Annotated in this window: 1 protein-coding gene, 4 rRNA genes and 1 pseudogene; 5 read left to right on the plus strand and 1 reads right to left on the minus strand. The window is 56.2% G+C overall.

Annotated elements, in window-relative coordinates; genetic code table 11:
- Nucleotide 1 precedes the first annotated feature (1 nt).
- From glgB to rrf, 4 genes are all read left to right on the plus strand, one after another.
- Complete coding sequence (glgB, locus tag AOC05_RS00075) at nt 2-3,622, plus strand: 1,4-alpha-glucan branching protein GlgB (RefSeq protein ID WP_062004590.1); 3,621 nt, start codon at nt 2-4, stop codon at nt 3,620-3,622.
- Nucleotides 3,623-4,110: 488 nt separating this feature from the next.
- A 16S ribosomal RNA gene (locus AOC05_RS00080) occupies nt 4,111-5,646 on the plus strand.
- 572 nt (nt 5,647-6,218) lie between these two features.
- Nucleotides 6,219-9,390: ribosomal RNA gene (locus AOC05_RS00085) — 23S ribosomal RNA — on the plus strand.
- Between the two features lie 274 nt (nt 9,391-9,664).
- Nucleotides 9,665-9,781 (plus strand): 5S ribosomal RNA (rrf, locus tag AOC05_RS00090).
- Together the 16S, 23S and 5S rRNA genes form the textbook arrangement of a ribosomal RNA operon.
- Before the next feature lie 109 nt (nt 9,782-9,890).
- Here the strand turns inward: rrf and AOC05_RS00095 are convergent.
- A pseudogene (locus tag AOC05_RS00095) lies at nt 9,891-11,028 on the minus strand (acyl-CoA dehydrogenase family protein).
- Nucleotides 11,029-11,835: 807 nt separating this feature from the next.
- Here AOC05_RS00095 and AOC05_RS00100 point away from each other — a divergent pair.
- A 16S ribosomal RNA gene (locus AOC05_RS00100) occupies nt 11,836-13,371 on the plus strand.
- Nucleotides 13,372-13,466 lie beyond the last annotated feature (95 nt).

The raw sequence follows: 13,466 nt of genomic DNA on the forward strand, positions 1-13,466 counted from the left end.
CGTGGACACCCCGCTCCTTGAGTTGCTGACACCGTGGCTGGTGCGCCAGCGCTGGTACCCGCTCAAGGACTCCTCCGGCCACGGATCCAAGGTGCGCGTGGCCGGCGCGTTGGAGCTCCCCTCGCCCACGCCAGGGGTGAGGTTCCGTGTCATGCTGCTCGCCGTCGAGCCTGAGAGCCCGTCAAGCCCGGCGGAGGACCCCTCCGACGCCGGAGTGCCAGTGACGCTGCAGGTTCCAGTTGGGATATACAACAGGGCCCAGGAGCAGTTGCCGCAGGCGTCCCTGATCGGCTCCCTGGGGGCGGCCGGCTGGGTCTATGAGGCAATGGTTGACCCCCACTTCATGAACGCCTGGCTGGCCGGAATTTTTGGGTCAGTTCCTCTGGCGCAGGTACAGGCATGGCACAGCGACACCCTGCGGACAGTGTCGCCCTCCGTGACAGGGCTGCGGGTTCTTGGGGCCGAACAATCCAACACCTCTGTGGTGTTTGAGCTTGCCGGGCAGGCGCTCATCGCCAAGTTCTTCAGGGTCCTGCACACCGGGCTCCACCCCGAAGTGGAGGTTGGCCGGGCACTGGCCCACGCGCAGAACCCGTTTGTTCCACAACTCCATGCCGCCGTGACGCTCCTGCCCGGCTACACGACACTTTTCGTCATCCACAGCTTTGTCACCGGAGCGCGCAACGGGTGGGAAAGTGCGTTGGTGGCGGCATCAAAGGGGATCGATTTCACCGCACAGGCATGCTCCATCGGCCAGGCCCTGGCCCAGGTCCATGGCGGGCTGCGTAGCACCATGGGGGTCACTACCTGCCCGGAGGATCAGCGTGGAGCGTTTGTGGAGGCGATCATCGCACGGCTCACGTGGGCCTGGGGACTGGCAGGGTCCGCCGTCGGATCTTATGAGCAGATCCTCCAGGAGGTGATGGCGGCGTTGCGTGCGGTGGGTGAGCTACCAGAGCTGCAGCGCATCCATGGTGATTTGCACCTGGGCCAATTGCTGCACGCCACCGAACAGGGAGGGCAGCGCTGGTACATCCTTGACTTTGAGGGTGAACCGTTGCGCCCCCTGGCCGACCGGAGGCAACTGGATGTGCCCCTGCGGGACGTGGTGGGCATGTTGCGCTCCTTTGACTACGCGGGCGCGCAAGCACTGCGCAGCCATTCCGTCACCGCCGGCCAGGCCGACGGCTGGGTCGCGGCCTGCGGTGCGGCGTTCCTGGACGGTTACCGGAGTGCACTGCCAGCTTGCGGCGGTGACAGCATTGATGAAGAGTCGGCCCTATTCATGGCATTGTGGCTGGATAAGGCGCTCTACGAGGTGGTTTACGAGCTGGCGAACCGGCCCAATTGGGTGGAGGTTCCGGTGAAGGCTGTTCAGGATTTTTTTCAATCAAGGGAAAGTAGTGTGGACATGGGACACAAGAAGACAGCCCCCCTGGAGGTCGACGCAGGAGTTTTGGCGAGTGTGTCCGAGGGCCGCTACCACGCGCCACACTCGGTGCTTGGCGCGCATCTGAGCATCAGCCCGGAGGGTCAGGAACTTCTCACCATCCGCACATTGCGCCACCTAGCAGAAGCCGTTTCAGTGGTGTCCGCGGCAGGAAGCACCCCCATGACGCATGAGTACGGTGGTGTCTGGGTTGCTGTGCTGCCGGTGGAGGAGGCCGGTCACGTCCCCGACTACCGGCTCGACGTCCTTTACTCCGACGGCCTGCGCCGCGTCGATGATCCTTACCGGTACCTGCCCACAGTGGGTGAGCTCGATTTGCACCTGATGGCCGAGGGGCGGCACGAGACCCTGTGGACCGTCTTGGGCGCGCACGTCCACCGCTACCATTCCAGCCTGGGCGAGGTGGCCGGCGTCGGGTTCGCGGTCTGGGCACCCGGGGTCGCCGCGGTGAGGGTCGTTGGCGAGTTCAACGGCTGGGACGGGCGGGCCCACGCCATGCGCAGTCTGGGAACCAGCGGCGTCTGGGAACTGTTTATCCCCGATGCGGCCGTCGGGGATCGCTACAAGTTTGAGATCCTCACCGAGCAAGGGCAATGGCTGCAAAAGGCCGACCCCATGGCGTATGGGACCGAGGTCCCGCCACTGACAGCCTCACGGGTGGTGGAATCCACCTACTCCTTCAAGGACTCTGCGTGGATGGCTGCCCGCGCAAAACGGGATCCGCACAATTCGCCCATGAGTGTCTACGAGGTGCACCTGGGCTCGTGGCGGAAGGGCCTGGGATACAAGGAGTTGGCCACCGACCTTGTGGAGTACGTGAAATGGCTCGGCTTCACCCATGTGGAGTTCATGCCCGTCTCTGAACACCCCTTCGGCGGGTCGTGGGGCTACCAGGTGACGTCGTACTTTGCGCCCACCTCCCGTTTTGGTCATCCCGACGAGTTCCGGTTCCTGGTCGATTCACTGCACCAGGGCGGCATCGGCGTCATCATGGACTGGGTGCCGGCTCATTTCCCCAAGGACGAATGGGCGCTGGCAAACTTCACGGGCAGGGCGTTGTATGAACACGCCAACCCGCAATTGGGTGAGCACCCCGACTGGGGAACGCTCATCTTCGATTTTGGCCGCAACGAGGTACGGAACTTTCTGGTGGCCAACGCGCTGTACTGGATGGAGGAGTTCCACATTGACGGACTCCGCGTGGATGCCGTCGCCTCCATGCTTTACCTTGACTACTCCCGTGAGGAAGGGCAGTGGAGCCCCAACCGCTACGGCGGCAGGGAAAACTTGGAGGCTGTGAGCTTACTGCAGGAAATGAACGCCACGGCGTACCGCTGCAACCCGGGCATCGTCACCATTGCTGAAGAGTCCACGGCCTTCCCCGGGGTTACGGCGCCCACCAGTGCCGGCGGGCTCGGCTTCGGTATCAAATGGAACATGGGCTGGATGCACGATTCCCTGACCTACATGGCCGAAGACCCCATCAACCGAGGCTGGCACCACAACCAGATCACCTTTTCACTGGTGTACGCCTTCACCGAGAACTTCCTGCTCCCCATCAGTCACGACGAGGTGGTTCACGGCAAGGGCTCGCTCCTGCGCAAAATGCCCGGCGACCGCTGGCAGCAACTTGCCAATCTACGCGCCTACCTGGCTTTTCAATGGGCGCATCCTGGCAAGCAGTTGATCTTCATGGGCACCGAATTTGGTCAGGAGGCCGAGTGGAGCGAACAACATGGACTCGACTGGTGGCTGGCGGAGACCCCGCAGCACCACGGGATCCAGCTGCTGATCAAGGAACTCAACGCTGTCTACTCGCAGGTTGCCGCCCTGCACGAACTGGATAACACCCCGGAGGGCTTCGGCTGGATCAACGGAGGGGACACCGCCAACAACGTTCTGTCCTTTATTCGCTGGGACAGTGCTGGGAATCCGCTGGTGTGCATTATCAATTTCGCCGGGGTCGCTTACGAAGGATTCCGGGTGGGCTTGCCGCTGCCTGGTGAATGGCAGGAGGTCCTGAACACCGACCATGCTGAGTATGGCGGTTCCAATGTCCGCAATGCAGGGGTGATCACGGCCGACGGCGAAGCCTGGGATGGCCAGCCGTCCTCCGTTGCGCTGCGGATCCCACCCCTGGGAGCCCTTTATCTCAGGCCCGCGACGGGCTGAGAAACTGGCCGCCGGACTGACACCACCTTGCCGTTTGGTTAACGCGGCAAGATGGTGTTAGAGTTAGTACCCCGCCGGACGAACAGTTCGGCAGGGAATCAGATAACTCACCATGGCAGCCTTGAAAATAGGCTCGATGATGCGTGTTCAAATGAAAGTTTGAACTTCGTGTCAAGTGAAATCACTCTGAATCTTCGGATTTGACTTCTTGGAAGTCATTCCCGTAAGCTTGAAAAGTTGCTCCGGCACTGATCGTCATGGTTCTTCTGCTTGTTTGCAGGGTTTTTGTGGTGTGTTGGCTGGGTGTGGTTGTTGTTTGAGAACTCAATAGTGTGCCAAGTTTTATTGATACCAATTTATTGTATTGAATTGGTTATTTGACTGTTTGTTGCCGCCCCTGTGGTGACGGCAGTCTTTAGCTGGTTTCGAATTTAGTGCACATGGCTGTAACCTTTTTCCGGTTTGGTTGTGTGTGTCTGTTTGTTTTATTAACGGAGAGTTTGATCCTGGCTCAGGATGAACGCTGGCGGCGTGCTTAACACATGCAAGTCGAACGATGAACCTCACTTGTGGGGGGATTAGTGGCGAACGGGTGAGTAACACGTGAGTAACCTGCCCTTAACTCTGGGATAAGCCTGGGAAACTGGGTCTAATACTGGATATTGACTTTTCCTCGCATGGGGTTTTGTTGAAAGCTTTAGTGGTTTTGGATGGACTCGCGGCCTATCAGCTTGTTGGTGAGGTAATGGCTCACCAAGGCGACGACGGGTAGCCGGCCTGAGAGGGTGACCGGCCACACTGGGACTGAGACACGGCCCAGACTCCTACGGGAGGCAGCAGTGGGGAATATTGCACAATGGGCGAAAGCCTGATGCAGCGACGCCGCGTGAGGGATGACGGCCTTCGGGTTGTAAACCTCTTTCAGTAGGGAACAAGGCTACACGTTGTGTGGTTGAGGGTACTTGCAGAAGAAGCACCGGCTAACTACGTGCCAGCAGCCGCGGTAATACGTAGGGTGCAAGCGTTATCCGGAATTATTGGGCGTAAAGAGCTCGTAGGCGGTTTGTCGCGTCTGCCGTGAAAGTCCGGGGCTCAACCCCGGATCTGCGGTGGGTACGGGCAGACTAGAGTGATGTAGGGGAGACTGGAATTCCTGGTGTAGCGGTGAAATGCGCAGATATCAGGAGGAACACCGATGGCGAAGGCAGGTCTCTGGGCATTAACTGACGCTGAGGAGCGAAAGCATGGGGAGCGAACAGGATTAGATACCCTGGTAGTCCATGCCGTAAACGTTGGGCACTAGGTGTGGGGGACATTCCACGTTTTCCGCGCCGTAGCTAACGCATTAAGTGCCCCGCCTGGGGAGTACGGCCGCAAGGCTAAAACTCAAAGGAATTGACGGGGGCCCGCACAAGCGGCGGAGCATGCGGATTAATTCGATGCAACGCGAAGAACCTTACCAAGGCTTGACATGAACTGGAAACGCTTGGAAACAAGTGCCCCGCTTGCGGTCGGTTTACAGGTGGTGCATGGTTGTCGTCAGCTCGTGTCGTGAGATGTTGGGTTAAGTCCCGCAACGAGCGCAACCCTCGTTCTATGTTGCCAGCACGTTATGGTGGGGACTCATAGGAGACTGCCGGGGTCAACTCGGAGGAAGGTGAGGACGACGTCAAATCATCATGCCCCTTATGTCTTGGGCTTCACGCATGCTACAATGGCCGGTACAATGGGTTGCGATACTGTGAGGTGGAGCTAATCCCAAAAAGCCGGTCTCAGTTCGGATTGGGGTCTGCAACTCGACCCCATGAAGTCGGAGTCGCTAGTAATCGCAGATCAGCAACGCTGCGGTGAATACGTTCCCGGGCCTTGTACACACCGCCCGTCAAGTCACGAAAGTTGGTAACACCCGAAGCCGGTGGCCTAACCCCCTTGTGGGGAGGGAGCTGTCGAAGGTGGGACTGGCGATTGGGACTAAGTCGTAACAAGGTAGCCGTACCGGAAGGTGCGGCTGGATCACCTCCTTTCTAAGGAGCACCGAGTGCCACGAGGTAGCCCGCATGGGTTGTGTTGGTGGTATGAGGAGTAAAGACTTACTGCGAGAACGTTTGTTTCTCGGTAGGTTGCTCAAGGGTGGAATATCAATAAAGTAGCTGATGATCGGCAATTGGTGACCTGGTTCTAGTACAACGATTCCTTCGGGGATGGTGGGGAAAGAGCTGTATGGGTTGGTAGTTGCGTGGGTTGTTATGTGTTTGGCACACTGTTGGGTCCTGAGGCAACAACGATTCCTTCGCTCCTGTTTGGGGGTGGGGGGTGTTGTTTTGTTTCTGGTTTCCCGCACACAACCAACCGCTAGGCGGTGCTGGTTTGCGTGACTGCTCTTTGGGGGTGGTTCGTGATCGGTGTCTTGGTGGGATGGTGTGTGGTGGGGTTGTTGTTTGAGAACTACATAGTGAACGCGAGCATCTTTATAAAGAAGCAATTTCTTTGAGATAATTGAACCTGGATCTGATGCTGTTACATCCTTTGGGGTGTGGTGGTGTTGGTTTTCATGGTTCTCTCGATAATATGTAAGTGTTTTTTGACTATTTTGTGTGGTCAAGTTTTTAAGGGCACACGGTGGATGCCTTGGCATTAGGAGCCGAAGAAGGACGTAGGAATCTGCGATAAGCCTCGGGGAGTTGATAACCGAACTTTGATCCGAGGGTGTCCGAATGGGGGAACCCCGTTACCCGTCGTAAGGCGAGGTGATGACCTGCACCTGAATATATAGGGTGTGTGGAGGGAACGTGGGGAAGTGAAACATCTCAGTACCCACAGGAAGAGAAAACAATAGTGATTCCGTTAGTAGTGGCGAGCGAACGCGGAACAGGCTAAACCGTGCCATGTGTGATAGCCGGCGGGCGTTGCATGGTCGGGGTTGAGGGACTCACCGTTACGAATCTGCCGGTTCGTTGAGGGGAATGGTGCATGTATAGGTGAACGGTTTTGAATGGCCGACCGTAGAGGGTGAGAGTCCCGTAACTGAAATGCAGTGCACTCCCTGGAGAGTATCCCAAGTAGCACGGGGCCCGAGAAATCCCGTGTGAATCTGTCAGGACCACCTGATAAGCCTAAATACTACCTAATGACCGATAGCGGACAAGTACCGTGAGGGAAAGGTGAAAAGTACCCCGGGAGGGGAGTGAAATAGTACCTGAAACCGTGTGCTTACAATCCGTTAGAGCCACCGAGCCCACTTGTGGGTTGTTGTTGTGGTGATGGCGTGCCTTTTGAAGAATGAGCCTGCGAGTTAGTGTTACGTCGCGAGGTTAACCCGTGTGGGGAAGCCGTAGCGAAAGCGAGTCTGAATAGGGCGTTGCAGTGGCGTGATCTAGACCCGAAGCGAAGTGATCTACCCATGGCCAGGTTGAAGCGTGTGTAAGAGCGCGTGGAGGACCGAACCCACTTCAGTTGAAAATGGAGGGGATGAGCTGTGGGTAGGGGTGAAAGGCCAATCAAACTTCGTGATAGCTGGTTCTCCCCGAAATGCATTTAGGTGCAGCGTTACGTGTTTCTTACTGGAGGTAGAGCTACTGGATGGCTAATGGGCCCTACAAGGTTACTGACGTCAGCCAAACTCCGAATGCCGGTAAGTGAGAGCGTAGCAGTGAGACTGTGGGGGATAAGCTTCATAGTCGAGAGGGAAACAGCCCAGACCACCAACTAAGGCCCCTAAGCGTGTGCTAAGTGGGAAAGGATGTGGGATTGCTTAGACAACCAGGAGGTTGGCTTAGAAGCAGCCATCCTTAAAAGAGTGCGTAATAGCTCACTGGTCAAGTGATTCCGCGCCGACAATGTAGCGGGGCTCAAGTACACCGCCGAAGTTGTGGATTTCAAACAGTACCCAAGCAGATCAGGACTTGTCTTGTACCTGTTCAGGGGTTTGGAGTGGTAGGGGAGCGTCGTGTGGGCATTGAAGCCGCAGTGTGAACTAGCGGTGGAGCCCACACGAGTGAGAATGCAGGCATGAGTAGCGAAAGACGGGTGAGAAACCCGTCCGCCGAATGATCAAGGGTTCCAGGGTCAAGCTAATCTGCCCTGGGTAAGTCGGGACCTAAGGCGAGGCCGACAGGCGTAGTCGATGGACAACGGGTTGATATTCCCGTACCGGTGAAGAACCGCCCATATTGAACTGATGATACTAACCACCCAATCTTTTTAGTGAGTGCCTTCGGGCCAGGCTAGAAGGGGAGCGTGGGACCTGAATCAGGGAGGTAAACGTATTAACAGGTGTGACGCAGGAAGGTAGCCGAGCCGGGCGATGGTAGTCCCGGTCTAAGGATGTAGGGAACGTGATAGGCAAATCCGTCACGTAGTCTTCAATGACACTCTTGAGATCTGATGGGACCCCCCTTAGGGGGAATTCGGTGATCCTATGCTGCCTAGAAAAGCATCGACGTGAGGTTCCAACTGCCCGTACCCCAAACCGACACAGGTGATCAGGTAGAGAATACTAAGGCGATCGAGAGAATTATGGTTAAGGAACTCGGCAAAATGCCCCCGTAACTTCGGGAGAAGGGGGGCCTGCCTCGTGAAGGACACTAGCTGTCCGTGAGCGGGTGTGGGCCGCAGAGACCAGGGGGAAGCGACTGTTTACTAAAAACACAGGTCCGTGCGAAGTCGCAAGACGATGTATACGGACTGACTCCTGCCCGGTGCTGGAAGGTTAAGAGGACCGGTTAGCACGTAAGTGCGAAGCTGAGAATTTAAGCCCCAGTAAACGGCGGTGGTAACTATAACCATCCTAAGGTAGCGAAATTCCTTGTCGGGTAAGTTCCGACCTGCACGAATGGAGTAACGACTTCCCCGCTGTCTCAACCATAAACTCGGCGAAATTGCAGTACGAGTAAAGATGCTCGTTACGCGCAGCAGGACGGAAAGACCCCGAGACCTTTACTATAGTTTGGTATTGGTGTTCGGAGTGGCTTGTGTAGGATAGGTGGGAGACTGTGAAGTTCCAACGCTAGTTGGAATGGAGTCATCGTTGAAATACCACTCTGGTCACTTTGGACATCTAACTTCGGCCCGTAATCCGGGTCAGGGACAGTGCCTGATGGGTAGTTTAACTGGGGCGGTTGCCTCCTAAAGAGTAACGGAGGCGCCCAAAGGTTCCCTCAGCCTGGTTGGCAATCAGGTTTCGAGTGTAAGTGCACAAGGGAGCTTGACTGTGAGAGGGACACCTCGAGCAGGGACGAAAGTCGGGACTAGTGATCCGGCGGCACATTGTGGAATGGCCGTCGCTCAACGGATAAAAGGTACCTCGGGGATAACAGGCTGATCTTGCCCAAGAGTCCATATCGACGGCATGGTTTGGCACCTCGATGTCGGCTCGTCGCATCCTGGGGCTGGAGTAGGTCCCAAGGGTTGGGCTGTTCGCCCATTAAAGCGGTACGCGAGCTGGGTTTAGAACGTCGTGAGACAGTTCGGTCCCTATCCGCTGCGCGCGCAGGAAATTTGAGAAGGGCTGTCCTTAGTACGAGAGGACCGGGACGGACGAACCTCTGGTGTGTCAGTTGTACTGCCAAGTGCATCGCTGATTAGCTACGTTCGGATGGGATAACCGCTGAAAGCATCTAAGCGGGAAGCTCGCTTCGAGATGAGATTTCCATACACGATAAGTGTGAGAGGCCCCCAGCTAGACCACTGGGTTGATAGGCCGGACGTGGAAGCGAGGACTAAAGACTCGTGAAGCTGACCGGTACTAATAGGCCGATAACTTACACCACACAAACACTCCCATACAGGGTGCGAATAAATCAAAAGCTATTCACACCCCACAAGAGTAACAAAGCATGCTCGCGTTCACTATGTGGTTCCCAAACAACAAACCCAACGTTCGTTGTTAACACGGGAACAAAACAACACAAGACACCCTTGTGACTAACCCCACCACCAGTGCGGGCACATCACAACCAGGAATCTTGTATAATAGAATAACTGATTGATCCACACAACACCCAACAAACCACCCAACCAGATACCTGGTCCTGGGAATAAAGTTACGGTGGTCATAGCGTGGGGGAAACGCCCGGTCCCATTCCGAACCCGGAAGCTAAGACCCACAGCGCCGATGGTACTGCATTCGACAGGATGTGGGAGAGTAGGACACCGCCGGACAAACAGTAAAAAGGTCGAGGCCCCACACCACACGGTGCGGGGCCTCCCTCATTTAACCAACCACCACCACCAACCCACCACCAACCAACCACCAGGAAGCCACACCTGCTTAACCGAAGGCGGAGATCGCGGTGATGTGCTGGCCCAGAATCAAGGTATGGATCTCGTCTGTTCCCTCATAGGTGCGCACTGACTCGAGGTTGTTGCCGCCAAGAATGGTGCGGGCTTGGGAGCAGATCTTGATGGCCTCACTGGTGTTATTGAGGTTGCCTGCAGATATTTGAGCGGGTGCTAGAGCGCCCGCATCTTTCAGGCGTCCCAGATGGATCGCCAGGAGCTGGCCCTTCCCCAGTTCAAGGGCCAGTTCACCAGCTTCTCCTGCGTGAGCGCGAAGCCGGCCAGTGGCTTGCCAAGTACTTGCCGTTCCTGGGAGTAGCTCAGGGCCGTTTCGTAGGCATCACGGGCTGCACCCATGACCCCCCACGTGATCCCTTACCGGGCCTCATTCGGGCATTCCAACGCGCTCCGGGGACCTTTTGCGCCTGGAAGCCGCGTCAATGCACGTACCCGCACCGAATCGAGGACAATATCGCATTGAATTCAAGCTTGCATGGGGAGTTTGCGGGCAATAGGGGTAGCAGTGAACCCCGGAGTATTGGTGGGAACTATAAAGCCGCGCATGCCACTGTCGGTCATCGCCTAGACAATGGCAATGTTGGCTGTACTCGCCAAGCCAATCCACCGCGTGCCACCGGTGATGGTCCAGTCGGCATCGGCATCGGTGCCGGTGCCTGCCCGCCGGGCATACGTAGTCATTGACGCTGGATCGGAACCCGCGACTGCTTCGGTCAGCTTTAATCCGCCGATGGTTTGCCCCGAGGCCATGGATGGCAATCAGTTGAGCTTCTGCTCCTGCGAACCGTGCCGATGAATGCGGTTATCGCCAAGGAACCTTGAACACTGACCAAAGTCCGGATCCCGGAATCGCCAGCATCCAGCTCCATGACCGCTGTCCCGTAGTCAACTGCGGTTCGGCCACCACACGCGTATCCGTGCGATGACATCGCCAACAGCCCCAAGGCACCGAGCTCTCCCGCCAGATCCAGTGGAAATACGTCATCCTCATACCAAGAAGCAATATTCGGTTTCACCCTAGTATCGACAAACTCCCGTACTGTGTCCCTCGACTGTGACTCGGTGGCAGTCAGAAGCCCGGAAACACCGAGCAGATCGGAATTCTGATTCATAGCTAGCACTCCCTGAATGCAGATCAACAATCCTCCCTGAATACTAACCCCCGCAGGAGCGCAGCAGAGGGAGGATCCGCACCAGCATTACATAGTACGGTCGAGCTATAATAAGCGCCATAACGAGGGATACGCCTGCCATGGAAAACCAAGTATGGGATGCATCAGTTAATACATGTTTGCTATAAAGCCGCCACTGGCGCTATTGGAGGCAAGAGTGAAGGGCCAGCACCGGCTCGGCAAGCGGTGAAGGGGCGAGGGAAGGGCCAGGGGGCGTCCAATATGGCGCAACCACTGGTTCGCAGGGTATTTCCTCAGGCTCCGCTGGGTTTCTACACAGGTTTAGGTTTTATAGTTATTGGTGCGCAGGGTCACACTGCTTCAGCTAGCTTTGTGGTTGAAAGGTGTGTATTGTTTTTCGAGTTGCCTTGGTTGTTTGGGGCAGGGATTCGTAGGGTTTTGGACTGTTTTTGGGTTCTTGATCTGTGGGTTTGTTGGGTTTGTTCGTTGTTTAGCGGATTTGCTTTATGGATTCTTTGCGGGTAAGCTTGAAAAGTTGCTCCGGCACTGATCGTCATGGTTCTTCTGCTTGTTTGCAGGGTTTTTGTGGTGTGTTGGCTGGGTGTGGTTGTTGTTTGAGAACTCAATAGTGTGCCAAGTTTTATTGATACCAATTTATTGTATTGAATTGGTTATTTGACTGTTTGTTGCCGCCCCTGTGGTGACGGCAGTCTTTAGCTGGTTTCGAATTTAGTGCACATGGCTGTAACCTTTTTCCGGTTTGGTTGTGTGTGTCTGTTTGTTTTATTAACGGAGAGTTTGATCCTGGCTCAGGATGAACGCTGGCGGCGTGCTTAACACATGCAAGTCGAACGATGAACCTCACTTGTGGGGGGATTAGTGGCGAACGGGTGAGTAACACGTGAGTAACCTGCCCTTAACTCTGGGATAAGCCTGGGAAACTGGGTCTAATACTGGATATTGACTTTTCCTCGCATGGGGTTTTGTTGAAAGCTTTAGTGGTTTTGGATGGACTCGCGGCCTATCAGCTTGTTGGTGAGGTAATGGCTCACCAAGGCGACGACGGGTAGCCGGCCTGAGAGGGTGACCGGCCACACTGGGACTGAGACACGGCCCAGACTCCTACGGGAGGCAGCAGTGGGGAATATTGCACAATGGGCGAAAGCCTGATGCAGCGACGCCGCGTGAGGGATGACGGCCTTCGGGTTGTAAACCTCTTTCAGTAGGGAACAAGGCTACACGTTGTGTGGTTGAGGGTACTTGCAGAAGAAGCACCGGCTAACTACGTGCCAGCAGCCGCGGTAATACGTAGGGTGCAAGCGTTATCCGGAATTATTGGGCGTAAAGAGCTCGTAGGCGGTTTGTCGCGTCTGCCGTGAAAGTCCGGGGCTCAACCCCGGATCTGCGGTGGGTACGGGCAGACTAGAGTGATGTAGGGGAGACTGGAATTCCTGGTGTAGCGGTGAAATGCGCAGATATCAGGAGGAACACCGATGGCGAAGGCAGGTCTCTGGGCATTAACTGACGCTGAGGAGCGAAAGCATGGGGAGCGAACAGGATTAGATACCCTGGTAGTCCATGCCGTAAACGTTGGGCACTAGGTGTGGGGGACATTCCACGTTTTCCGCGCCGTAGCTAACGCATTAAGTGCCCCGCCTGGGGAGTACGGCCGCAAGGCTAAAACTCAAAGGAATTGACGGGGGCCCGCACAAGCGGCGGAGCATGCGGATTAATTCGATGCAACGCGAAGAACCTTACCAAGGCTTGACATGAACTGGAAACGCTTGGAAACAAGTGCCCCGCTTGCGGTCGGTTTACAGGTGGTGCATGGTTGTCGTCAGCTCGTGTCGTGAGATGTTGGGTTAAGTCCCGCAACGAGCGCAACCCTCGTTCTATGTTGCCAGCACGTTATGGTGGGGACTCATAGGAGACTGCCGGGGTCAACTCGGAGGAAGGTGAGGACGACGTCAAATCATCATGCCCCTTATGTCTTGGGCTTCACGCATGCTACAATGGCCGGTACAATGGGTTGCGATACTGTGAGGTGGAGCTAATCCCAAAAAGCCGGTCTCAGTTCGGATTGGGGTCTGCAACTCGACCCCATGAAGTCGGAGTCGCTAGTAATCGCAGATCAGCAACGCTGCGGTGAATACGTTCCCGGGCCTTGTACACACCGCCCGTCAAGTCACGAAAGTTGGTAACACCCGAAGCCGGTGGCCTAACCCCCTTGTGGGGAGGGAGCTGTCGAAGGTGGGACTGGCGATTGGGACTAAGTCGTAACAAGGTAGCCGTACCGGAAGGTGCGGCTGGATCACCTCCTTTCTAAGGAGCACCGAGTGCCACGAGGTAGCCCGCATGGGTTGTGTTGGTGGTATGAGGAGTAAAGACTTACTGCGAGAACGTTTGTTTCTCGGTAG

The organism is Arthrobacter alpinus, from assembly GCF_001294625.1.
Taxonomy (GTDB): Bacteria; Actinomycetota; Actinomycetes; order Actinomycetales; family Micrococcaceae; genus Specibacter; species Specibacter alpinus_A.